This is a genomic window from Paraburkholderia sp. GAS206C, from assembly GCF_050435645.1.
GTDB lineage: Bacteria > Pseudomonadota > Gammaproteobacteria > Burkholderiales > Burkholderiaceae > Paraburkholderia > Paraburkholderia phenazinium_B.
In genome coordinates this window covers 121,636-146,027 of the sequence record NZ_JBNDKR010000016.1, presented here as the reverse complement: position 1 = coordinate 146,027, position 24,392 = coordinate 121,636, and the positions used below count along the sequence as shown (strand labels likewise).

General features: G+C 60.9%; 20 protein-coding genes. 5 read left to right on the top strand and 15 right to left on the bottom strand.

The features are described 5' to 3' along the window. Window positions 1-16: 16 nt before the first annotated feature. The 5 genes from P3T20_RS34900 to P3T20_RS34880 all read right to left on the bottom strand — a co-directional run bounded on the left by P3T20_RS34900 (window position 17) and on the right by P3T20_RS34880 (window position 5,079). Window positions 17-730: an ABC transporter ATP-binding protein gene (locus P3T20_RS34900; protein WP_429289288.1), complete on the bottom strand. Its 714-nt coding sequence runs from the start codon at window positions 728-730 to the stop codon at window positions 17-19. Continuing rightward, entirely contained in the window at window positions 730-1,503 is a 774-nt protein-coding gene (locus tag P3T20_RS34895; protein ID WP_074266435.1) for an ABC transporter ATP-binding protein, read from the bottom strand. Before P3T20_RS34895 ends, P3T20_RS34900 begins: the two co-directional genes overlap by 1 nt. Beyond that, complete coding sequence (locus P3T20_RS34890; protein ID WP_429289287.1) at window positions 1,500-2,816, bottom strand: branched-chain amino acid ABC transporter permease; 1,317 nt, start codon at window positions 2,814-2,816, stop codon at window positions 1,500-1,502. The genes P3T20_RS34895 and P3T20_RS34890 overlap by 4 nt, the downstream gene beginning before the upstream one ends. A gap of 3 nt (window positions 2,817-2,819) precedes the next feature. After that, on the bottom strand, window positions 2,820-3,767 hold the full coding sequence (locus P3T20_RS34885; RefSeq protein ID WP_074266437.1) for a branched-chain amino acid ABC transporter permease: 948 nt from the start codon (window positions 3,765-3,767) through the stop codon (window positions 2,820-2,822). A 67-nt stretch (window positions 3,768-3,834) separates the two neighbouring features. Then, window positions 3,835-5,079: a branched-chain amino acid ABC transporter substrate-binding protein gene (locus P3T20_RS34880; protein WP_074266438.1), complete on the bottom strand. Its 1,245-nt coding sequence runs from the start codon at window positions 5,077-5,079 to the stop codon at window positions 3,835-3,837. A 543-nt stretch (window positions 5,080-5,622) separates the two neighbouring features. Between P3T20_RS34880 and P3T20_RS34875 the strand changes: the two genes are divergently transcribed. Continuing rightward, entirely contained in the window at window positions 5,623-7,179 is a 1,557-nt protein-coding gene (locus P3T20_RS34875) for a class I adenylate-forming enzyme family protein (RefSeq protein ID WP_429289286.1), read from the top strand. 24 nt (window positions 7,180-7,203) lie between these two features. Here P3T20_RS34875 and P3T20_RS34870 read toward each other — a convergent pair whose 3' ends face one another. Next, window positions 7,204-8,349, bottom strand: a complete 1,146-nt coding sequence (locus P3T20_RS34870; RefSeq protein WP_429289285.1) for an acyl-CoA dehydrogenase family protein — start codon at window positions 8,347-8,349, stop codon at window positions 7,204-7,206. A gap of 384 nt (window positions 8,350-8,733) precedes the next feature. Between P3T20_RS34870 and P3T20_RS34865 the strand changes: the two genes are divergently transcribed. Continuing rightward, window positions 8,734-9,360 (top strand): helix-turn-helix domain-containing protein, encoded by a 627-nt coding sequence (locus P3T20_RS34865; protein WP_429289284.1) that lies wholly within the window; start codon window positions 8,734-8,736, stop codon window positions 9,358-9,360. Here P3T20_RS34865 and P3T20_RS34860 read toward each other — a convergent pair. Both P3T20_RS34860 and P3T20_RS34855 read right to left on the bottom strand, forming a co-directional pair. Beyond that, window positions 9,278-12,298: an FAD-binding and (Fe-S)-binding domain-containing protein gene (locus P3T20_RS34860; RefSeq protein WP_429289283.1), complete on the bottom strand. Its 3,021-nt coding sequence runs from the start codon at window positions 12,296-12,298 to the stop codon at window positions 9,278-9,280. The genes P3T20_RS34865 and P3T20_RS34860 overlap by 83 nt on opposite strands. 156 nt (window positions 12,299-12,454) lie before the next feature. After that, the gene (locus P3T20_RS34855) at window positions 12,455-13,483 is read right to left on the bottom strand and encodes a DUF1338 domain-containing protein (RefSeq protein WP_429289306.1); all 1,029 of its coding nucleotides are present in this window, start codon (window positions 13,481-13,483) and stop codon (window positions 12,455-12,457) included. Window positions 13,484-13,659: 176 nt separating this feature from the next. On the opposite strand from P3T20_RS34855, the gene P3T20_RS34850 reads away from it, so the two are divergent. Further along, window positions 13,660-14,592 (top strand): LysR substrate-binding domain-containing protein, encoded by a 933-nt coding sequence (locus P3T20_RS34850; protein WP_429289282.1) that lies wholly within the window; start codon window positions 13,660-13,662, stop codon window positions 14,590-14,592. 70 nt (window positions 14,593-14,662) lie between these two features. On the opposite strand, the gene P3T20_RS34845 is transcribed toward P3T20_RS34850, so the two are convergent. Both P3T20_RS34845 and pcaQ read right to left on the bottom strand, forming a co-directional pair. Continuing rightward, window positions 14,663-15,781 (bottom strand): 4-hydroxyphenylpyruvate dioxygenase family protein, encoded by a 1,119-nt coding sequence (locus P3T20_RS34845; protein ID WP_429289281.1) that lies wholly within the window; start codon window positions 15,779-15,781, stop codon window positions 14,663-14,665. A 253-nt stretch (window positions 15,782-16,034) separates the two neighbouring features. After that, window positions 16,035-17,099 (bottom strand): pca operon transcription factor PcaQ, encoded by a 1,065-nt coding sequence (gene pcaQ, locus P3T20_RS34840; RefSeq protein WP_429289280.1) that lies wholly within the window; start codon window positions 17,097-17,099, stop codon window positions 16,035-16,037. Between the two features lie 109 nt (window positions 17,100-17,208). On the opposite strand from pcaQ, the gene pcaH reads away from it, so the two are divergent. After that, a complete protein-coding gene (gene pcaH, locus P3T20_RS34835; protein ID WP_074266444.1) occupies window positions 17,209-17,913 on the top strand; it encodes a protocatechuate 3,4-dioxygenase subunit beta in 705 nt (234 codons plus the stop codon). A gap of 3 nt (window positions 17,914-17,916) precedes the next feature. Further along, window positions 17,917-18,507: a protocatechuate 3,4-dioxygenase subunit alpha gene (gene pcaG, locus P3T20_RS34830; RefSeq protein ID WP_429289279.1), complete on the top strand. Its 591-nt coding sequence runs from the start codon at window positions 17,917-17,919 to the stop codon at window positions 18,505-18,507. A 142-nt stretch (window positions 18,508-18,649) separates the two neighbouring features. On the opposite strand, the gene P3T20_RS34825 is transcribed toward pcaG, so the two are convergent. The 5 genes from P3T20_RS34825 to P3T20_RS34805 form a co-directional block, all read right to left on the bottom strand. Continuing rightward, complete coding sequence (locus tag P3T20_RS34825; RefSeq protein WP_429289278.1) at window positions 18,650-19,228, bottom strand: NnrU family protein; 579 nt, start codon at window positions 19,226-19,228, stop codon at window positions 18,650-18,652. Between the two features lie 101 nt (window positions 19,229-19,329). Beyond that, a complete protein-coding gene (locus P3T20_RS34820) occupies window positions 19,330-20,400 on the bottom strand; it encodes a substrate-binding domain-containing protein (protein WP_429289277.1) in 1,071 nt (356 codons plus the stop codon). Window positions 20,401-20,459: 59 nt separating this feature from the next. Continuing rightward, entirely contained in the window at window positions 20,460-21,842 is a 1,383-nt protein-coding gene (locus P3T20_RS34815) for an LLM class flavin-dependent oxidoreductase (RefSeq protein WP_429289276.1), read from the bottom strand. 55 nt (window positions 21,843-21,897) lie between these two features. Then, window positions 21,898-23,127: an SfnB family sulfur acquisition oxidoreductase gene (locus tag P3T20_RS34810; RefSeq protein WP_429289275.1), complete on the bottom strand. Its 1,230-nt coding sequence runs from the start codon at window positions 23,125-23,127 to the stop codon at window positions 21,898-21,900. A 4-nt stretch (window positions 23,128-23,131) separates the two neighbouring features. Continuing rightward, the gene (locus P3T20_RS34805; protein ID WP_429289274.1) at window positions 23,132-24,370 is read right to left on the bottom strand and encodes an SfnB family sulfur acquisition oxidoreductase; all 1,239 of its coding nucleotides are present in this window, start codon (window positions 24,368-24,370) and stop codon (window positions 23,132-23,134) included. Window positions 24,371-24,392: the final 22 nt, after the last annotated feature.

The following is a 24,392-nucleotide window of genomic DNA, read 5'->3' as shown; positions in this document are numbered from 1 at the left end:
CGGCAATAGAGGAACACTAAACCTCCAGCCACTCCTTGCGTATCTGCGCGTTGGCCTTTAGCTCGGCAGGCGTACCTTCGAACACAATGTTTCCGTGGCCCATGACATAGACGCGCTGCGAGATGTCGAGCGCAATGGCGAGCTTCTGTTCGATCAGCAGCACCGACACGCCGCGCTCCTTGAGCGCCTGCAGATACTCACCCACCAGCGCGACCAGCTTGGGCGCGAGTCCTTCCGTGGGCTCGTCGATGAGAATCAGATCCGGGTCGCCCATCAGCGTTCGGCACAGCGTCAACATCTGCTGCTCGCCGCCCGAAAGCACGCCCGCTGCGGTATTCTCGCGCTCCTTGAGGCGCGGGAACATTCCGTACATCTCCGCTAGCGTCCAGCGTGGTTTGTGTTGTCGACGATTACGCTTTTCCCCTAACAGCAGGTTTTGGCGCACCGTTAGCGTAGGGAAGATATCGCGGTTCTCGGGAACGTATCCAATGCCTAATTGGGCGATCTCAAACGTGCGGCGCCCTAGAATTTCTTCGTCGCGAAATCGCACCGACCCCGCAGCCTTGACCATCCCGAGGATCGTTTTAGCCATGGTGGAACGCCCTACCCCGTTGCGCCCTAGCAAGGTGACGATCTCGCCCTCGTCGACATGCACGTCGACGCCTTGCAGAATATGGCTCTTGCCGTAGTAGGCGTGCAGGCCTTGCACGTCGAGCATGCGCTGGGTCATTAGTGCGCTCCTTCCGTGGAGCTTTCGTCGAGGGAGGCGCCCAGATAGGCCTCCTTGACCTTGCTGTTGTTGCGAATCGCCTCAGGCGTATCCGTTGCGATGACCTCGCCATAAACCAGCACCGAGATACGGTCCGCGAGACCGAACACCACGCCCATATCGTGCTCGACCATCACCAGCGTCTTGCCTACCGTCACATTGCGAATCAACTCCACCGCCTGATCCGATTCCGAGCGGCTCATGCCCGCTGTCGGTTCGTCGAGCAGGATCACCTCGGCACCGCCGGCGATAGTGATGCCGATCTCCAGCGCGCGCTGTTCCGCGTAGGTCAGCAGGCTCGCCTGCGTATCGCGGCGACGTTGCAGGCCAATCAGTTCGAGCACCTCGTCGGCACGCTGACGCGCGTCGTGCAACTGGGACAGCCGATGCCAGAACGAGTATTTGTAGCCGAGCGACCAGAGCACCGCGCAGCGCAAGTTCTCGAACACCGAAAGCCGATGAAAAATGTTGGTGATCTGGAAGCTGCGCGAAAGGCCCATACGGTTGATCACAAACGGCTTGAGTCCGCCGATCTCGGTACCGTTGAGCTTGACCGAGCCTGAACTCGGCACACTGCGCCCCGAAATCAGATTGAAGGTGGTCGACTTGCCCGCGCCATTGGGGCCGATCAGCGCATGGCGTTCGCCCTTCGGAACGCTCAGGTTAACGCCGCGGATGATCTCCGTCTGTCCGAAGTTCTTGCGGACGTCTGTTAGCTCAAGTGCGGCCGTCATCGTGCGCCTCCTGCCATTTCCGCCTGCACTGCGTCCCAGGCCTGATGGACGCGCGCAACCGCTGCGCGCCAACCCAGCGCACCCGCTAGCCATAGCACCACGGCAACCGTCCAAGGCTTGAACGACGACGCATCGAAGCTAAAGCCGGCGAGTGTCATGGCCGTGCCGTTGTCACTATCGATCTGCAGCTTGTAGGTCAACTCCACCGTCAGGATCAACGCGGCCAACAGGATCAAGCCCGCCCCCAACGCGACCGAGTACGTCGGCAACATGCGGCCAAACTTGCGCTTAGCTAGCAACGGCACCTGCTTCATCAGCAGACTGGAGACGCCGCCAGGCACGAACATCACCATGAGCACGAAGAACAGCCCCAAATACAGCAGCCACGCCTGAGTCAGGCTGGACAGGGCGACTGCAAACAGCACAAAGACCACAGCACCGATGACGGGCCCGAAGAAAAAGCCACCACCGCCGATAAACGTGGCCAGCAACACACTGCCCGAGTGCACGGCACCCACGTTCTCCGCCGAGACGATCTCGAAGTTGATAACCGACAACCCGCCGGAAATGCCCGCAAAGAACGCGGAGAGAATTACCACCAGATAGCGCACGCGCTGCGTGTTGTAGCCGACAAACTCGGCCCGTTCCGCGTTGTCACGCACGGCGTTGGCGATGCGACCCAAAGGAGTCTGCGTCCAGGCATACATTGCGATCATCGACAGCAGGCACCACACCGCGATCAGGTAATACACCTGGCGCCCGGGCCCGTACGTAATGCCGAGCACCGCATTGCCGACGACCCGGTTAGTCGAGACGCCACCTTCTCCACCAAAGAAGTCGGGAAACATCAGCGAACTGGCGAACACCATCTCGCCGATACCGAGCGTGATCATGGCGAATGTAGTGCCCGCTTTTCGCGTGGTCACGTAACCGAATAGCACACCGAACAAAGCCCCACCGAGGCCGCCCACCAGCGGCAACAACGAGACCGGAAACCAGTACGCCCCCGCGCCGACCTGATTTAGCACATGCACGGCGATGAACGCGCCCATGCCCGAATAGACCGCATGACCGAAGGACAACATGCCAGACTGCCCGAGCAGCATGTTGTACGACAGCGCGAAGATGATCATGATGCCCATCTGCGACAACAGGGTGATCGCGAAGCCGCTGGAGAAGATTAGCGGCGCGATCGCCATCACAAGAGCCGTTAGCCCCCAGATCAGGTAGCGCGCGAGATGACGCGGTGGAGAAGCCGCACGGCCTTCTTGTGCCATGGCCCGTTCGTAGCTCTGCCTCATGGTTGGTTTCATGATCTAGCCCTCCCGGGTTCCCATGAGACCACGTGGGCGCACAATCATCATCACCACCATCAAAAGATAAGGCAGCACTGGCGCCATCTGCGAGACGGTCAGCTTCCACACCGAGGACAGCGGCGTGGCACTCGTCACATGCAAACCAATGAAGCCGAACAGGTCGGCTAGTGAGGAGTCGATGGTGACGGCGAATGTCTGCAAGAGTCCTATCAATAGCGAAGCGATGAACGCCCCTGCAAGCGAACCCATGCCGCCCACCACCGCCACGACGAACACGATGGTGCCCACTGAAGCAGCCATCGATGGCGAAGTGACAAACGCATTGCCGCCGATCACGCCCGCAATGCCCGCAAGCGCTGCGCCGCCGGCGAACACCAGCATGAACACACGCTGCACATTGTGGCCGAGCGCCTCGACCATCTGCGGATGCGTCAGCGCAGCCTGAATCACGAGCCCGATGCGCGTGCGAGTAAGCACGAGGTACATCGTCACCAGCATCAACACCGACACGAGCATCATGAAGGCACGATACTTCGGAAACACCGACGAGAACACCTGAAACAGCGGACCATCCAGTTCCTGCGGAATCCGGTAGGGCACCGCGGACTGTCCCCAGACGAGCTTGACGGCCTCTTCAATCAGATAGGCAAGACCGAACGTAAACAGCAGTTCGGCCACATGCCCGTACTTGTGCACGGTGCGCAAGCCGAAACGTTCGACGAGCGCCCCGACAACCACGATCAGCAATGGCGCTAACACGAGCGCGGGCCAAAAGCCGATCTTGCTGGCGATGGCATACGCAAAATAAGCGCCCAGCATGTAAAAGCTGGCGTGAGCGAAATTGAGCACGCCCATCATGCTGAAAATCAGCGTAAGCCCCGATGACAACAGGAACAGCAACAGCCCGTAGCTGATGCCGTTCAACAGGGAAATGACGAAGAATTCCACAGACAATATTCCTTGCTTCTTGCGCCAGTATCGGGAAACTCGTGCCGCACGATGGAGAGCGCGCCGCCTAGTTCGGTCGCTTCATCTGGCAGGTTGTCGGCTGCACTGACGACGAAGTATCGAGCACCGCATCGGTTCGCCAGCCATAGCCGGTTTTCTCCTGGTCGTACTTGACGTCTTTGCCATCCGCCTTGACCCACGTGGCGATCACGAGGGGCTGCTCCGCCTGATGGTCCGACGCCCGCATCTCGACGGTGCCGTTCAGGCTTTGTACCTTCATGCCCTCCATCGCCTTGGCCACCTTGACCGGATCGGTGGATCTGGTGTCCTTGATCGCCTTGCTCAGTAATGCCACGCCCGTATAGGCGGCCATTTCGAAGAAATCGTCGTCGTACTTCTTCTTGAAGCCGTCCATGATCTGATTCGCTTGCGGCGGATTGCTCGCGGTATTCGCGCCCATGTAACCCACGTATCTGACGCGCCCGGCGCCAGCCGCTCCCATCGCCGTCGGCACGCCGGTGGTCGAGGCATAGTAAGTATAGTAATTGGCGGTCACACCCGCGTCCTTACCGGCCTTGATGAGCAGCGCCAGATCGCTGCCCCAGTTACCCGTGATAACCGTATCGGCACCGGATGCCTTGATTTTGCTCGCATAGGGCGAGAAATCTTTGACCTGTGCAAGCGGATGAAAATCGTCGCCCACTATCTGGATGTCCGGACGCTTGCGCTTGAGGTATTCCTGCGCAGTACGCGACACATCATGGCCGAAGGAATAATCCTGATCGATCAGATAGACCTTCTTGACGTTCGGATCCTTGGCAAGAAATGTCGTCAACGCTTCCATCTTCATGTCCGAGTTTGCATCGAGACGGAAGTGCCAGTAGTCGCACTTGGCGTTGGTCATGGCCGGATCCACCGCCGCAAAATTCAGGTAGATGATCTCCTTGCCAGGATTGCGCGCATTGTACTTGGACACCGCATCTTCGAGCGCAAGGCCTACGGAAGAGCCGTTACCCTGCGTGATGTAACGGATGCCCTGATCGGCCGCTTCGTTGAGCAGCGTAAGACTCTGTTGCGGAGACAACTTGTTGTCGAACGGGACCATTTCGAATTTTGTTCCACCGGCCCAGTCCTGCTGGTTGGCCACCTCGGTCACGTATTGCCAGCTCTTCAGTTCGTTGTTGCCTAGCGCACCCATCAGGCCCGACAGCGTATCGATATACGCAATCCGGACCGTTTCCGCCGAGGCGATACTGGACGCTAGCGCGAAGACAATCGTTGCGCCAGCCATTAAGGAACGCATCTTGTTCATGCAGTTGTCTCCTACGATTCTGGAATCGATTCTTTCTTAGGTATAACTAACTATATGCGAAGCTGAAGCGGCCCTGCACGTTTGCGCTGGGCGTTATGAGACGTTGGGAACGGTGCTGCCGCGACACGTAAACAGGAACGGCTGGCCGACATGCTTCGTATCTCCGTGTCAGTTGAAATCGCTTCAATTGACGAAGTGATGCGCGTCTATCCGGGATGGCTATCGAGGGGATTCGACACACAATTTCGCACGACCGTTCGTAGCGTGTCAACGGGCAAACCGCGCAAAAGTCCTCCCCGGCAGGGGTTGGCCGGGAAAACACCTAGCGCAGTGATGCGCCCCACGAAGTGAATGAGCGTGCTTTTATTTACACGGCACAAGTGCGCACGTATGATCGTCAAACAATACGCGCGTACGCCTGCGCCACACAACAACATCGAGGAGCGCTGTAATGCCTGTGAAAGACGTGTTTCATCCGCTTCGCAAGATGATGCTGTCTGCTACATCGAATGGTGGCATGAAGACCTGCGAGGGCACGCGCAAATGACATGGCTCGACACATTGGTGGACGAACCGTTCGTCTGCATCACGGATACGTTACGCCGCTTCGCCACCGAACGCGGCGATCATCCCGCCTTGATCTGCGACGGCGAGGTTGTGACGTACGCTGAACTGGACGCAAGAGTCGACCGCTTCGCGGCCGCGTTACAGCGCGATGGACTTAAGCCGTGCGATGCGGTAGCGCTATGCGCGGCGGCTTCGGTTGAATACGTAGTCGTTTTTCTTGGCGGCCTGAGGGCGGGCGCAGCGGTTGCGCCGCTTGCACCGACATCGAGCACGGCGAGCCTTGTCAGCATGATCGGCAATTCAGGCGCGCGATTGCTGTTTCTGGACGCCGAGGTCAAGCGTCTGCTCGAGCCGCTGGCCGGCGACATCAACGCCAAGGCTATCGGACTTGATGGGCACTCAGGCAGCATCGCCCTGCAGACATGGCTCGCGCCCGAGGGTACGGCGCCCCTGCCAGTTGCGATCAATCCTGCATGGGCATTCAACATCATCTATTCCTCGGGCACCACGGGTACGCCGAAAGGCATCGTGCAGTCGCACGGCATGCGTTGGGCTTACGCGCAGCGCAGCGTCGAGCGTGGCTATGGGCCGCACGCCACAACGCTGATCTCGACGCCGCTGTATTCGAACACCACGCTCGTGAGCTTCATGCCGACGCTCACCTTCGGTGGCACCGTCGTGCTGATGCCGAAATTCGACACCACGCGTTACCTGACACTCGCGCAGCAATACCGCGTGACGCATACGATGCTCGTTCCGGTCCAGTATCAGCGGCTGATGGCGCACCCCGACTTCGACCGTTACGACTTGTCCAGCTTCCAGGCCAAGTTTTGCACCAGCGCGCCATTCTCGGCCAGTGTGAAGGCCGACGTGGTACGGCGCTGGCCCGGCAAGCTCACCGAGTACTACGGCATGACCGAAGGCGGAGGTTCATGTCAGCTGGAAGCACACGCGTTCCCCGACAAACTGCATACGGTCGGCAAACCCGTGGAAGGGCACGATATCCGCCTCATCGACGAGCACGGCAAAGAGGTCGCGCAAGGCGAAGTCGGTGAGATCGTCGGCAACTCACCGGCAATGATGACCGGCTATTACCGGCAACCCGAGAAAACCGCTGAAGCGGAATGGTACGACCCGAGCGGCAAGCGCTTCATCCGCACCGGCGATATGGGACGTTTCGACGAAGACGGCTTTCTCACGTTGCTCGATCGCAAGAAGGACATGATCATTTCGGGCGGCTTCAATGTGTACCCAAGCGATCTGGAAGCAGAACTGCATAGGCATCCTGATGTTGCGGATGCCGCCGTGGTCGGCGCGCTGTCCGAGCAATGGGGCGAAACGCCTGTGGCCTTCGTCGTGCGCCGCCTGGGTGCAACGCTAGACGAAAACGCGTTGCTAACGTGGATCAATGCGCGTCTGGGGAAGATGCAGAGGCTCTCCGCGCTGAGATTTGTCGATACGCTGCCGCGCAGTCCCATCGGCAAGGTGCTGAAACGGGAGTTGCGCGAGCAGTTCAGTTCGGGAGCGCGTTGAACGTTCTCGCCCGGTATTCGTCCGTTAGAACCTGTGAGTACCGGGGTGCATACCGAGCAGCACGCGCCCGGCGGTTTCCATATTGCGTTGGGAAAACGCCAGGTGCTGGGCCGCCGCCTGCGCGTCCCGCAGATACGCACTGAACGGCGAACGCTCGTGTAGAGCCGAGCCGCCGGCCACCTCGAACATCTGCATCGCAACCTTCTTTCCCATATCGACGACATTGCAACTCGCCATGCGGACGAGCGCGCGCTGCTTCATATCGTCCGGTTGCCCTGAAACGCGGCGGTCCCATAGATCCTGGACCGATTCAAAAAGAAATCCCCGCGCCGAACGAAGCGCTGTTTCAGCTTGAGCAACGGCAGCCTGGACACTGGCTTGCTCTCGCAACGGGCCTTGTGCGCCCGCGGCGACCTTGTGCTGTGCCAGTTCAACCAGCGCGTCGATAGACCCACGAGCGATACCAAGCGATACGGCCGTGATCCCTAAAGCAAACATGGTAATGAAAGGCAGTCCGTAAAGCGCCCCTTGCTGGCACGGTTCAGGGTTGAAGTCGGTCAAGGCGAATGTGCGTGCGTCTTCGACAAACCCATTCTCGATGGCGAAATCATGACTGCCCGACGAGCGTAATCCACCGCCGTCCCACGTGCGGATGATATTAACTTCGCGCGTGGGCAGCAGCGCTGCTCTGAGCACCGGGCCGCCTTCACGGGTTGAACGTGCGACGCCGTCTTCGTACTCCACGCAGACCGCCAGCGTGACCTTGCTGTGTACGATAAAGCTTCCCCAAGGCCAACGTCCGTTGATTCGCCAGCCATCCTTTTCCTTGACGATCTTACCGGTCGGACTGAGGCTGCCCGAGACAAAGCCCCCGTCTGCGAGCAATTCCGCTGCGGACGACTGCGGTATCAGGCCCGCCGCGCGCGTTCCCGTGGACGCAATGCTCGCGCACCAGCCGACTGAACCGTCGTGTCTGGAAACCGCCTCCATTACGCGGAAGTAATCTACTGGAGATAGCTCCATGCCTCCAATATTTCGGGGAAGCCACAGACGGGTTAATCCCGCGGCTTCGAGTGCCTCGGCGATTTCAAGCGGAAGATCCGGGCCCAGTGCCAGTGCTTTCCTATGCTTTGCGACGATGGGGCCGAGTGCATCGGCCGCATCGATCAAGGCTTGCGTTGCGTCGGGGGCAGCGGTATCGGTCATTTGTGTTCTCGTCTCTTAAGATCGGCAACAACTGCGCGATATCGTTTTATAGAACGCATGAGCGACTACTTTATTCCATGCTGGCGGCGCACACCGTAGCGCAGCACGTCAGGGGCACCGTACTCGGTAAGGACGATCGCTTCCAGTGGTGTCTTCCCCTCGGCACTCCAGGAACCGTTGGCGTTTCCGATGAGAAAACCTGAGCGAAATGCCCTGAGGTCGGGCTCCAGGCGCACCGACTGTTAAGCCTGTTTTGGACGACCTCCGACAGAAAAGGCTTGGGAGGTCACCCAATGTTATGATCGGAAACATTACCCGCCAAAAGGCGAACGTCGGTCCCTACATTCCATGGATACCCATCTCACCAAACCCGCGGAGCCGTCCACCTCGGATCTGGGCCGGCGCGTGCGTGCTGCGCGCCAGACGCAGGACCTGACGCTCGAGACAGCGAGCCGCCTGTGCGGCGTGTCGCGCTCGACGCTTTCGAAAGTCGAAAACGGCCTGATGTCGCCGACCTTCGACGTGCTGCAAAAGATCGTGCTCGGCCTGAAGATCGAGATCGGCGAGCTGTTCGGCTCCACGCCGAAGGTCAGCGCCGGCGGTCGCCGTGCGCTGACTCGCAAGGATGCGGGTCAACGCCACGCGTATCGCGGCTACCAGATGGAACTGCTCGCCACCGACCTCGCCCATAAGGCAATGCTGCCGTTTCGCATCCGTATCTCGGCGCACACGCTGGATGCATTCGACGACTGGGGGCGTCACGAAGGCGAAGAGTTTCTGTACGTGATCAGCGGCAGCGTGTGCCTGTACTCCGAGCTCTACGCCCCTACGCATCTGAATGCGGGGGACAGTATCTATTTCGATAGCCGCACGGGTCACGCTGCGGTTTCCACTAGCGATGAAGACGCCGAAGTACTCTGGATGGCGACCAGCGCGGACATTCCACAAGTAGCGGCTGATTCGGCGAAGAAATAGGCGCCGCGCGAGTCGCAGCGTGCACGGCACCTCGCTTTAACAACGCCCGCTGCGCCAACTGCGCAATATGCAATGCATGACGCCCCGTGCCGTGCTCGATCTGTTCGCGGCAGCTAAATCCGTTGGTCAATACGATGGTTTGCGCCGCCGCGCCGCGAATCGCCGGAAACAGTTTGTCTTCGCCGATCTTCTCCGAGAGCTCATGGTGTTCCGCGTTAAAGCCAAATGAACCGGCCATGCCGCAGCAACCGGTATCGAGCAGCTTCCATTTCACCCCGAGCCGTTCCAGCAGCGCCGTATCGCCTTGCATGCCGAACAGCGCCTTCTGATGGCAGTGGCCGTGTACGACCACCTCGGCGTCGAGCCTGGGCCAGTCGTACGGCTCGCGCACGACGAAGTCCGAGAACAGGAAAGTCTGTGCCGATAGACGCTTCGCCTGGGCATGATCGGGTAGCTGCTTGAGCAGTTCATCCTTGAACACCGACAGGCAGCCGGGCTCAAGACCGACTAGCGGCACACCTGCTGCGATATCGTCGGCGAGGTCGTCAAGCACGTTCACGAGCAATTGCCGCGCACGGTCCAGCTGGCCGAAGTCGTACAGCGGGCGACCGCAGCACAAGCGATTTTCAGGCAGCACGACCTGCCAGCCGAGTTGGGTTAGCACGTCCGCGGCGGCCTCGGCGATCTCCGGCGAGAAGTGATCGCTGAACGTATCCACCCAGAGGATGACTTTGCGAGCGACCGGCTTAGGTGCGGCCGGCTTAGGTGGGGCCACCTCAGACAAACCCAAATCAAACGCCGCCAGCCTCGCACGTTCCCGATACGTCTGCTTCGCAAACTTCGGCAACTCACGCGCCTGCGCCACCCCAGCCATCCACTTACCCAACGACGCCAACCCCGGCGCCGAAGTCATAAAATTGGCCAACCGTGGAAAGCGCGCTGCAATCGGCGCCCACTCGCCAATCCGGCCCATGAACATCGCCTGGCGTGGCCGGCGATTAGTTTCATAGTAATGCGAAAGAAATTCCGCTTTGTACGTGGCCATGTCGGTATGCGTGGGGCAATCGGACTTGCAGCCCTTGCAGGCAAGACACGTATCGAGCGCTTCCTTGATTTCCCGGCTCTGCCAGCCATCTTTAATGACTTCGCCTTGCAGCATTTCCCAAAACAGATGAGCACGGCCGCGAGTCGAATACTTCTCTTCGCGCGTAGCCCGATAACTGGGACACATCGTGCCTCCTTCCAGCGAACGGCACTTGCCCATGCCAATGCAACGTTCCACCGCGCGCTGAAAACCATCGCCCTCCTGACTGGCGAACGTCAGTCTGGTCTGCAGGGTCACCGTCCTGTACGCCGGCCCCATGCGCAAGTTTTCATCGGCACGATACGCATGCACTACCTTGCCGGGATTAAGACGGTTCGCCGGATCCCAGATCGCCTTGAACTGCTCCATCGCCTGCATCAATTCTGGCCCATACATGATGGGCAAAAACTCAGCCTTCGCCTGACCATCGCCATGTTCGCCCGACAACGAGCCGCCAAATTCCACCACCAGTTCGGCCGCTTCACGCAGAAAACCGCGCCATGTCGCAATGCCCTCTGCCGTACGCAGATCGAAGGTGATGCGAGCGTGCACGCAGCCGTCGCCGAAGTGGCCGTACAAGCTGGTTTCATAGCCGTAACGATCGACCATCGCCTGAAAGGCACGCAGATAATCGCCGAGCCGTAGAGGATCGACCGCCGCGTCTTCCCATCCGACGATCGGATCGGGACGCGCAGGGTCAACCGAAAGCGCCACCGCCGATGCACCCGTCTCGCGAATCGACCAGACCTTCGCCTGCAACGCACGATCTTCGACGAGCTCCATCGAAACATCGGGCCCTGCCGCGCCCGATGCAAAATACTCAGCCGCCGCGCGAGCCTGCAACACTGCCTCGTCGTGCGAATCCGCGCCGAATTCGAGCACGACCCACGCATCGCCCGCGGGCAGGAGCGCAATCTCTTCCTTTTTCAGACCACGCGCCTGCAGGCCACGAATGATTGCCCGGTCGAGTCCCTCGATGGCGATCGGTCCGCAATGCATGAAATGCGGCACCGCGTCGGCGGCCGTGAAGATATCCGTGAAGCCAAGCGTGAGCAGCACGCGTTTGGCGGGACTTTTCACCAGCCGTACTTTCGCCTGCAAGGTAATCGCACACGTGCCTTCAGTCCCAACTAACGCACGCGCGACATTGAAGCCGTTTTCCGGCAACAGCTGGTCGAGATTGAAGCCCGACACGCGCCGTTTGATTTGCGGGAATTTCGCGCGAATCAGGTCGGCATACGCATCGCGCAGCTGTTTAAGCGCCGCATAAATCTCGCCCTGCCGACCGCCAGCCGCAATGATGCGTTCGAGTTCATCATCCTGCGTAGGACCGACCCAGAAGCGCGCGCCGTCGTAAGTGACGATCTCGAGCGCTTCGATGTTCTCGACCGTCTTGCCGGCCATCACCGAATGCGCGCCGCAAGAATTGTTGGCAATCATGCCGCCCAGCGTGCAGCGACTGTGCGTGGCCGGATCCGGAGCGAAGGTCAGGCCATGCTGTTCCGCGGCATCGCGCAACGTGTCGCAGACCACGCCGGGTTCGACGATCGCGGTGCGCGCCACCGGGTCCACGGAGACAACGCGATTCACATACTTGCTCGCGTCCGCAACGACTGCCACATTCACGCACTGTCCATTCTGCGACGTGCCCCCGCCGCGCGGCAGGAACGGCACATCGTTGCGCCGGCACACGGTGACGGTGGCAACGAGATCGTCGACATTGGCCGGCACGACCACCGCAAGCGGCACCTGTCGATAGTTCGACGCATCCGACGAGTACAGCGCTTTGGACGCCTGATCGAACCGCACTTCGCCGCGCACATGCTGCCGCAGATCGGCTTCGAGCGATTGCATGACGGCCGCCGTACCGCGAAACGGCGTAGCTACGGATGGGGTGCCAGTTGCTTTAACCCGTGTCTCATCGGTTGACGATTCCACCTCGACTGCCCTCTCGTGCGAATGAGCGCGGCACGCTCATAGACCTGCTAATCAAGCAGCCCGGAAGCGTATTTACGCAGCCTGACTGGCGGTCATCTTGAAGATCCCCTGAGCATTACCCGCATCGAAACGCAGGTCCGTTTCCCAGCGGCGCGTGTCCTGATCGAACGTCCGCTTGCGCGTGATGAACTCGTAGAACGATCCCGGCACCTCACGCGTCACCGTGCTGCCATCCGCCGCGCGGAATTCGCGCTTCACGATATCCGCCCGGTAAGCGGTCTGAAACACCCGGCCCGAACGCGAACGCTCGACTTCGGGTTTCATCGGACGTCCCTTGGCTTTTTCGTCATCCGAAAGCTGGAACACGTCGGCGACGCGATCCGTTGCGTGATTGAACGCATTACCTTCGGTGGCGATCCACGCCATTTCCGCCGACTCCTTCAACAATACTTCGTAATCGGCCTCGCGTGGCGTCTCGTGTTGCCGCGCAAACGCGCCCACGATCACCGGGAGCAATTCGTGCGCCGCCGCGAGCGGCAGCACGCCTTCACGCTCGAGTTCCCAAAGATGCGCCGTGGCGAGCGGCGTCAACGGATCGCGCGATGTCCCGATCACATTCGTGACGGCCTGCTGAAATTCAGGCGAGAAGCGCTCCGGATGCAATTCGCTGACGAAGAACTGGGCGATTTCATCGGGTGCATCCTCATGCGCCCATGCGCGGCCCGTCATGCCAAGACGATCGAGCGGATAGCGTCCGTTGATGCGAAAACCGAGCGGCCGCAAAATGCGAGCGAATGCGGCCTCGCCCGGCGGCAACGCTCCACTCGACGCCCAACGCACCGTGCGCAACGCCCCGTGATCGAAGTACACGCTGCCGCCCGCGGTCAGCGCGTCCTGCGTGTGGGCGCGGCCGTTCGCCGAGCGCGTCAGCAGGTCTTCGAACAGGACCATGTTCATCGCCTGCGCGAGTTCCGCGCGGGTGACCACGCCGGGTTCCCATTCATTGAGTACTTGCGGATGGTTCAGCGTCTTGAAGAGCGCCGCGGTCTTCTCGGCGCCGATCAGTTTCAGCAGCAGTTGTTCGACATTTGCATTTCGCAGGTTCTGCACGTTCTTTCTCCGGAGCGGAGGCTGCATGAGCCGACGCATGTAAGGGGATCCGCCAGTGCCGCGTCGCTTGGACGCAAGCCCGGCGTCGTTCGACGGCAATTATTCAAATCCACGCGGGTGCCGTAAAGCGAGATAAACTTCAGACTTGATGCGTTTTCGGAATCAACGTGCGAAAGTTCAAGATCCCCAACATGGGCGCGCTGCTCGCTTTCGAAGCGTCGGCACGGCATGAAAGCTTCACCCACGCAGCACGCGAACTCTTTCTCACCGAGAGCGCGGTCTCGCGGCAGATCGCGACGCTCGAGGGCAATCTCGGCGTAAGGCTATTCGTGCGGGTCAAGCAACGCGTCGTGCTCACCAAGGCGGGCAAGGTCTACAGCGCTCAGGTGCGCCGGGCGCTGGAAGGACTCGACCGCGACACGCTGTCGATCGTCGCGCACGGCAGCGGCGGCGGTTACCTCGAACTGGCCGCCCTCCCCACCTTCGCATCGCACTGGCTGATTCCGCGCATGGGCGAATTCAATGCGCGCTATCCCGACGTCCGCGTGAATATGGGCGTGCGCACCGGCACGTTTCCGTTTGCGGAGACCCACTTCGAAGCGGCGATTCACTACGGCAAGCCGACCTGGCCCGGCACGTCTGCGGACTTCCTGTTTCGCGAGGAGGTCATTCCGGTCTGCGCGGCGAGTCTATTGAAGCGGCCCGTGACCGCGCCCGCCGAACTGCTCGACTACCCGCTGCTGCACTCGACGACGCGCCCGGATGGCTGGGCGAACTGGTTCGAGAAACTGGGTGTGGACGATAACCGTACGATGCAGGGCGTACGCTACGAGTTGCATACGATGTTGATCAGCGGCGCCGCGGCGGGGCTCGGCATCGCCCTGGTGCCGCGCTTCTTCGTGGATGCGCAATTCGCTCGACTCGGGCTGATCGTGCCGTTCGACGCGCCGGCGATTGCCGAAGCCGCCTACTACCTGGTCTATCCCACCGAGCTCAGCCACGGCCGGCCGCTAGCGAGCTTCCGCGAGTGGTTGCTGGAGCAGGCTGCGGCCTATGGGGCCGCGAATCCCGTGTTGGCCAGCGAGGCAGACGAAGACTGAGCGGCCGCTTCCCGCCTTCTGGCATTCGATTCGCTAACGCTTCTGGTCGATCTGGCAATAGAGACGTCGATCAACGGGCCTTGGCGAGCGCGCTCAGATTGCCCTCGCCGAATCCGTGATGTCCCTTGCGCTGCACGATTTCGAAGAAGATCTCGCCGGCGCGGCGCCGCACAAAAGTCTGAAAGAACAGCAACGGCACGCCATCCACACCGATCTCGCCGTCCACCAGAATCCGCCCGCGCTTGAGGCGCTCGAGATCGAGCCCATGCCCCGGCAAACGCGCATCGATCTGCTCGTAATAGCGCGGCGGCGGTTCGACGAATTCGATGCCATTGGCCATCAGTTGCTCGACGCAGGCAAAGATATCGCCGGTGGCCAAGGCGATATGCTGCACACCCTCGCCCGGATGGTCAGGCAAATATTCATGCATCAGACTCGTGCGCTGCGTGCCTTCCTCGTAGAGCGGAATACGGATCGCCCCGCACGGCGACACCATCACGCGCGATTCCGCGGCGACATGCCAGTTGGCGTGCAACTCGTGAATCTCGCGGAAGTTAAGCAGGTCGCGATAGAAATCGAGCCACTCCTGCATCCTGCCCGCGCCGACGGTTTGCGTCAGATGATCGATGGCGACCAGACCCGTGCCGGCATGACTCAGATCCGCGTGGGCGGTGTCGATTTCGATAGGACGAAAATCGATGTCGAAGATCGAGATGTCGCCTACACCGCCGCGCAGACCACCCCGTCCGCGCCAGCGGTCGACGAAGTAGATATGCGAATCGCCGATGCCCTGGATGGACGGGATCACCAGTTCGCCCTTGCCGACCTTCTCGCCTTCGAAGGCCCAGGCGCCTAGCTCGACGGCCCGGTCGAAGGCCAACTGGGCGTCGGCTACGCGAATGCCCACAGCGCAGATGCCCGCGCCGTATTCCTCTGCGTAGCGCGCAGCGAACGAATCCGGCTCGGCATTGAGCAGAAAATTCATCTCGCCCTGGCGGTATAGCGTGACGTCCTTGCTGACGTGCCGCGCAATCGGTTTGAAGCCGAGTTGCTCGAAGGTCTGCCCGAGTACCTGCGGATCGCGCGCGGCGAACTCCACGAACTCGAGACCGGCGGTGCCGAGCGGATTGTGTTCCGGGTCCGATATGGCCTGCATCGCGTCGCCCGGAGTGGGCAGGTCGCTGGGCATGGCACTCTCCTTGTTCATACGTTCCGACGCTCTTCCTGATGTTGTACGCAGGCCATCGCGATTGCGCAATGCCGCTGCGACCTGGGGATGTTACGCACTACGCAAATTGCGCCATGACTTTCGCACCGTGTTTGTACACCGGAGACGGGGCAGCCCGCAACTGCATTTTGTACTGAATGGTTCACTTTCGCGTGAGCTTGCTGGATTGGCGGGACTGTCTCGCTGAACGAGCCTGGGCGCGGCGGAAGCAGGCTCAGGCGGGCTTGCGGCGGCGCTTTGGCGCCTTTGGCGCGCCGGTGTCTGTGTTTGCGCTGACGCTGGTGCCGGTGCTCCCGCGTGCTCTGGCACCGGCGCTAGCGCTGGCCTTGACCGGCGCCGCCGCCGTATCCGCCATGCGTTGCCGCGCGACCGTTCGCAGCGCATCGATCAAGGCCAGCCCCACCGGCGACGGTTGCGTATCGGAGCGCCGGATCAGGCCGACTGGCTCGCCGGTCCCGGCAAACGGCAACGGGAGGCGTACCAGCATGCCATGTACCAACTCGTATTCGACGGCGCTTTGCGGCACGAACCAGACCGCGTCGTTCTCGAGCGCCAGCGCGCGGCCCGTCGATACCGACAGCACCTCGACGAAGGCCGAAAGCGGCGGCACACCCCACGCCGCCAGCAGACTATCTGCGGACTGCCGGATCAGCGTGCCGAACGGCGGCACGACCACCGTGAAGCCTTCGAGCAACGTGGCCGGCAACCCGGCACTTGCCTCGAGCGGATGCCCGGCGCGCACGACCGCAATCAGCGGCTCGGTGAAAAGTTGCTCGAAGCTAAGTCCGACCATTCGCTCGGGATCGGCCAGACGCCCCACAGCGAACTCAATCGAACCGGCCTTCAAACGCTCCAGCAGTTCCGCGTTCGCGCCGGTCGCAAGGCGCACAATCACGCGTGGCCATTGCGCGCCGAACAGCTTGAGCACCCGCGGCACCAGCGCGCTGGCGACGGTGGGCAGAATACCGACCTCCAGCGTCGCCGACGCCGCGCCTTCGGCCCTCGACAGCAGATCGACACCAAGCCGCAACGCACTGACGCAAGCGCTGGCGTGCGGCATGAACAACTGCCCCTCGCGGGTGATCACGGCCCCATGACGGCCGCGCTCGAACAGCCTGACGCCAAGAATGGCCTCGAGTTCGGCCACCGTCTTGGAGACCGCAGGCTGCGTGATGGACAGGCTCTCAGCCGCCTTCTGGACCCCGCCGAACTGTGCGACGGCCAGAAAACACTGGAGATGACGGAATTTGACGCGGCTATCCGCGAGGCTTCGTTGCATAACGACAGGTTATACGAAAGGCGAGAAAACGTCATTTTTCATAACTTCTCGGATTAGTTAAAGTCCCGCCATAGCCTGCTATCCCATAATTCATCCAAGGAGACACCCCATGGACGAGTCCATCCTCACTCCGCGCGATTTCGAATCGCACCCCGCTCACGTGTATCCCAGCTACGGTTCATCCGTGAAGCGCGGCCCGACACGCCCGCTGATTCCGCTGAAGGAAAAGCTGCGCGATCAGCGCGTGCCGGTGTATGGCGCGGAAGACCTCGGCGAACTCGACAACGACCTGACGCGCAATGCCGCACGCAATGGCGCGCCGCTGGGCGAACGCATCATCGTGACGGGCCGCGTGCTCGACGAGGGCGGCCGCCCGGTGCGCAATACGCTGGTCGAAATCTGGCAAGCCAACGCGGCCGGCCGCTATGTGCATAAGGCCGACCAGCACGATGCGCCGCTCGATCCCAACTTTCTGGGCGCCGGACGTTGCCTGACCGATAACGAGGGCCGGTATCGCTTTCTGACGATCAAACCAGGCGCGTATCCGTGGGGCAATCATACGAACGCGTGGCGTCCGAATCACATCCACTTCTCGCTATTCGGCGATCACTTCGGTTCGCGACTCGTGACGCAGATGTATTTCCCCGGCGACCCGTTGCTGGCGTTCGATCCGATCTTCCAGGGCACACCTGAGCAGGCACGCGAGCGTCTTGTATCGCGCTTCTCGCTGGATACGACCGAAGAAGCCTACGCGCTCGGCTACGATTTCGACATCGTGCTGCGCGGCCCTAACGAAACTCCGATGGAGCGCTAAGCCATGACCACACTCAAGCAAACGCCTTCGCAAACGGTTGGACCGTACTTCGCGTATGGGCTGTGCCCCGAGCAGTACAACTTTGATTTCAAGAGCCTCTTCACTGCCGCGGTTGCCGATTACGAAGCCGCTGGCGAGCATATTTCGGTTGTCGGCCAGGTGTTCGATGGCGATGGCAAGGTAGTAGGCGATGCGATGCTGGAGATATCGCAACTGGACAGCCAAGGGAAGTATCCGGCTTCGCGCGAAGAGATCGCGTCGAGCGGATTCCGCGGGTTTGCTCGGGTTGGCACCGGGACGGATCCGCAGAAGCGGTTTATCGTCGAAACGGTAAAGCCGGGGCGGGCTTCAGCGAATGAAGCGCCGCATCTGAATGTGATCCTGACGATGCGCGGGATGTTGCTGCATACGTTCACGCGGATTTATTTCGACGACGAGGCGGCAGCCAATGAGAGCGATCCGGTGTTGGCTGCTGTGCCAGCGGAGCGGCGCACGACTTTGATCGCGCGACGTGTGCCGGGAACCAGCAAGACCGTTTACCGGTTTGATATCCATATGCAGGGCGAACAGGAAACCGTGTTCTTCGATCTGTGATCGATCTTTCACGGGGCTTTCATATTGGCGCGATAGGATTGCCTCTCGCGATCTTGATCGCGAAACTCCGAGTACTTTGGGCCCGCTTGTGTGCGGGCTTTTTTTCGCTGTGTCGTGGTTGGCGGACTGCTCATCGACGCCCTCACCCCAACGGCTTCACCCCAATCCACCACCCGTGCAACCAGAACACAAACACGACCCACGCCACCACCCCAACCACCACCGCCAACGCATCCATCGCCACCGTCCCGGCCGGATAAACCACCCCTGAAACTAGGTCCCGCCGCCGCGCAGCGCGATAGCCCACCACACCCCAAACCAGAAAAGCTGCAAACAGGACAACCGCGTTCAAAGTCCCATTAGCCAGCAGATGCCCTAAAGCCCACAGCGCGGCGCTAAGCGACATCGGATGCTTGACCCAGGTCTTAAAGTGATTGCGCGGGACGTAAGCCGCAACAAAGAGAACAAATGCAATCAGCGTCAGTAACGCAGTAAGATGCGGCGCCCAAACCGGCGGTGCCCACAGCAAGACAGGATCGCGTCGTGCGATCCCGTACCCCCAGATGATCAGCACCAACCCCACGCCAGAGGTTACCGAATAGAGGCCCTTCCACCCATTCGCCCCCAAGCGCGCAATCTGCCGTGTACGCCACGATTCGGCAAAGATTCGCACCGAATGCGCGCCCAGAAAAATTACCAACCCCAGTACCAGTACCGACATGGCAAGCTCCTCGCGACGGGTGTCGACCGATGGCCGCGATTGTCGCTCAAGACACCCGTCCTGCCAATGCCGGATTGCCGGGCCTCAGCCCGGCCGTGAATTCACTCCGCAGCCGGAATCCACGCCGCGCTGGCCGCGTCACTCGCGCGAAAAGCCGGGAATTTGGCGCCCAGTTCGGCAACCGTCTTGATGTCGTTCTTCACGAGGTCGTCGCGTGTGATCAATGTCGGCTTCACCACGATGTGATGCCCGGGATCGTCTCCTGCCACTTCCAGCGCCGCCGCGCGTACCGACACTGCGCCCACGACCGCCGGATTGGTTGCGGCTGTGGCGACCCACGGGCTATCCGGCGCGCGGATCGCTTCGATGTCCGCGGTCGAAATATCCGCGCTGTAAATGCGGAGCTTCGAGCCGAGGTTCGCCTCGTTCGCCGCGAGCGTCGCACCACGCGCAAATTCGTCATACGGGGCAAACACCACGCGAATCTCCGGATGCGCACGGTAAGCAGCGGCCGCCTGATTCGCGACGGATTGCGCGATCGGGTTGTCCACCGTGCCCCAACGCGCTTTCTCCTGTACCTGCGGATGCGCGCTCTTGAAGTCGCGCCACACCGCATCGCGGCGATCGAGCGGTGCGAAGCCCGCTACGTACACATACCCTGCCGCGAATGAATCGCCATTGTCTTTCACTGCCTGATTCAGCAACAGCGTGGCCAGATCATGATCGCTCTGCTCGATCTGCGGCACTTTGGGATTATTAAGGTCGACGTCGAATGCGACCACCTTGATGCCCTTGTCGAGCGCGCGCTGCACCACATCCTTAAGCGATTCCGGTAAGCCGTGATTCACGATGATCGCCGAGACCCCCAGGCTGATCGCCTGCTGGATCTGCTCACGCTGCTCGGCGGCGTCCTGCCGTCCTTCGTAAATGCGCAGATCGATGCCGAGCGCCTTCGCCTGTTTCTGTGCGCCAGCCTCATAGGCCTGGAAGAAGTCCCCAGTCGACAGGTAGTTGACCAGCGCGATCTTCACGCCACCTTTATTGAACGGTGCTGGTGCGCCCTTGAGCGGCTCGGCCTGGATTGTCTGACCCAGCAACACGGTCGCAGACACGAGTGCCAACGCGCCGACCATGCGACGCCCACCCGATATACGACGAAACAGTGATTTCATGAATGCTCCTCAGCGCGTTGTCTAATAGTTCGTGAAGTTTTAAATTCGAAGGCGAAGCGTTAGCCCGCATGGACCGTGTGATGAGCGCGATAGCGGGCACCCGGGTGTGGCTCAGCCAGACGCGCACTGCCGCCGTACAGCTTTTCGCGCAACGTGCCGCTCTCATACTCGGTCTTGTAGACGCCACGTCGTTGCAGTTCGGGCACAACCAGATCCACGAAATCGCTAAACGTTTCGTGCGTCAACGCGTAGGCGAGGTTGAAACCATCGACATCGGTCTCTTCGACCCATGACTGCAGTTCGTCGGCAATCTCCTGCGGATCGCCAACCGAGAGCGGCCCAAGGCCGCCTATGCCGCCCCACTTCGCGATCTCTCGCACGGTCCACACACGCGTAGGATCGGCGCTCGAGAGCGCTTCTACCGCGGACTGCACCGCGTTGCTCTCCACGTGACGCAGCGGCTCGTCGAGGTCGTACTTCGACAGGTCGATACCTGTCCAACCCGACATCAACGTAAGCGCGCCCTCATCGCTCGTATAGCGCCGGTAGTCCGCATGCTTGGCGTGCGCTTCGGCCGAGGTCTTGCCGGTAATCACGGTATGCAGATTAAAGATCAGCACGTCGTGCGGATCACGGCCGAACGACTTCACGCGAGCGCGAATATCGGCGACAAACTGCTTCAGAATGGTTCGCGAAGGCGCCGCTATGAAGATGCATTCGGCGTGCTGTGCCGCGAAATCCTTGCCTCTCTTTGACGCGCCCGCCTGATACAACACCGGTGTACGTTGGGGCGACGGTTCACAGAGGTGAATCCCTGGTACGTCGAAATACTGTCCGTGGTGATCGATCGGATGCACCTTGGAGGGTTCGGTAAAGACCTGCCGTGTCGCATCGCGTACAACGGCATCGTCTTCCCATGACGATTCCCACAGCTTGTAGCAGACATCCAGATACTCTTCGGCCAACGCGTAGCGTTCGTCATGATTGGCCTGGCTCGGCAATCCGACATTGCGGGCCGCGCTGTCCAGATACGACGTGACGATGTTCCAGCCGACTCTTCCGTTGGTCAGGTGATCGAGTGTGGACATACGCCGCGCGAACGGATAAGGATGTTCGTACGAAAGCGAACACGTCACGCCAAAGCCGAGATGCTCGGTCACGTGAGCCATTGCGGACACCAGCAACACCGGATCGTTGACCGGCACCTGCGCGGCCTGACGAATCGCCGATTCGCCGTTGCCCTTGAAAACGTCATAGATGCCGAGCACGTCGGCAATGAACAGGCCGTCGAATTTGCCGCGCTCGAGCAGCTTCGCGAGATCGGTCCAGTAATCGAGGTGCTTGTAGCGCCAGGATGTGTCGCGCGGATGCGCCCACAATCCCGGCGATTGATGTCCGACGCAGTTCATGTCGAATGCGTTTAGACGGATCTGTCTGGCCATAATCGGATCCAGTTAGGTGATGCGCACAATGCCCAAGGCAAGCGCGAATTGAACGTCAAATCGCGCCGTGACGCGGGGGCAGTACGTCGTTCAGGTAGTAGTTGCCAACCGCGATGTATTTCCAGCGCACCGGGTCGTGCAAGGTATGGGTGCGTGCATTGCGCCAGTGACGATCGAGGTTGTGCTCGGCAAGCGTGGCCTGGGTACCGGCCAGCTCGATCAGACGCGTGGACGCCTGCAGCGCGATCTCGGTGGTCGCGGCACGCGCTTCGGCCACGGCAATGGAAGCCGAAGCGACCGTCTGCGCTGTCGACTCTTTAACCGCTGCGTCCACTCGCCGTCCGGCACGTTCGAGAAGCGCTTCGGCCGCGTGCAATTGCAGTGCGAGCTTGCCGAACAGTTCGAGCGTTAGCGGATCATCACTGGCTCGCTCAACCCCGCTATCGATCCACGGTCGCGAACGTTCGCGCACGAAACGCCGTGCGTCGTCAACAGCGGCGCGTGCGATGCCGAGATCGACCGCAGCGTGAATCAGTTGACCGATTGGCCCGACCGTCGTGGGCCGCGCGTCGAACGCCGAGCTGTAGGGCACGACGGCGGATGCCTCGACGTACACGTTGTCGAGCGTAGTCGTGCCGCTACCGGTCGTGCGTTGGCCGAATCCGGACCAGTCATCCACCACGGACAGCCCCGGTGTCTGCGCGCTAGCGAAAGCAACATACAAGGTGTCGTCCGCCGCCTTTGCGACAATCGGAATCCACTGCGCAAACAGCGCACCCGTCGAGTAGAACTTCGTGCCGTTGATGCGAAAGCCATCACCGTCTGGCACGAGCGTGGTCCGATAATCAGCGACTGTTTTTGTGCCGCGCTCGGAGAGCGCATTGCCGAATCGCTCTCCCGCCAAGGCACGTTCGAAGTAGAACGCCTGTTGTTCGCGTGTACCGTTTACGCGCAGCACGTCGAGCATGTAAAAGTGGTTCTGCGGAATCTGCCCGAGCGCCGGATCCGCCTCGGAGATGATTGCGGTCACCTCTGCAAGCGTGGCGTACGAGACCTCCGCGCCGCCAAACTCGCGCGGCACAGCAATGCCCCACAGACCGCTCGCCGAATAGATGCCGATCTCGGCATACGGCAAGCGGCGCTCGCGGTCGCGCTGCGAAGCGCCTTCCGCAAGCGTGCCCGCAACCGCATGTGCAACCTCGAGTGCCTGCTGATCGTTCGCGATACGCGCTGCCTGCGGCGCATGAGGCGCGTGAGAAGCCACGGTTTCTGCAAAAGCATTCATAGCGTCAATTCCACGGATGGCGAGCCGGTTTGACGCCGTTCAGATAGTAGTTGCCGACCAGGTGATATTTCCAGCGGACGGGATCATGCAACGTATGTGTGCGTGCATTGCGCCAGTGCCGGTCGAGATTGTGTTCGCCCAGCGTGGATTGCGTACCGGCCAGTTCGAAGAGCTTTTCGCTCGCCAGCAACGCAATCTCAGTGGTCAACACCTTCGCTTCACCTACTGCCACCGACGCCACCGCAACATCGTCCTCGGTCGTGTCGCCTTTCGCGGCGATCACATCGAGTGTCCTTGCGGCGCGTTCGAGCAGCGCCTCGGCCGCGTGCAACTGGATATGCAGGTGCCCGACTTCGCGCACGGTCAAAGGATCGTCGCTGGCGCGCTCGACGTTACTGTCGATCCACGGGCGCGAACGCGTGCGCACGAACTTCAGGGTATCCGCTATCGCCGCTTGCGCGATGCCGGCGTCGATTGCCGCCTGGATGATCTGCGAGATCGGGCCATTCAGCGTGGGAAAATCGGAGACGCGATGCGCAGGAAAAACATGCGACGCCGGCACGCGCACCGCTTCGAGCACCACAGTGCCGCTCGCCGTAGTGCGTTGCCCGAAGCCCGACCAGTCGTCGATCACATTCAGGCCCGGAGTGCCCTTCGGAATATAAGCGAGCCAGCCCTTGCGCTCGTCGTCGAGCCCCAGCACCGGCACGAAATGCGCAAACAGTGCACCGGTCGAATAGAACTTGGTGCCATCGACGACATAGTCGCCGCCATCACGCCGCACGCGCGTTTTCAGATCGAGTACGTGCTTCGTGCCCTTCTCGGAGAAGCCGTTGCCGAAGCGCTTGCCTTCCAGTATCTGGGTAAAGAAATAGCGCTTCTGATCTTCCGTGCCGGTCAGCGAAATCACATCGACAAGGCCGAAGTGGTTTTGCGGCAGCTGTCCTAACGACGGATCTGCCGCCGCGATGATCTTGATCACTTCGGTCAGCGTGGCGAAGGAAACACCCGCGCCACCATAAGCCTTCGGCACGGTGATCGCCCACAGCCCCGATTGCGAGAACCACTCGATCTCTTCATGCGGCAAACGGCGCTCGCGATCCCGCTGCGGCGCGTCTTGCGCGAGGCGAACCGCCAGTTCGTGCGCCACGGCGATGGCCTGGGCGTCGTCCCGAATGAGGCGCACCGCATGCTGACCTGCACCGCTTGTATGCGATGAGGTCGCTTCGTAAAGCTCGGCCATACAAATCTCCGCTTGAGTGACT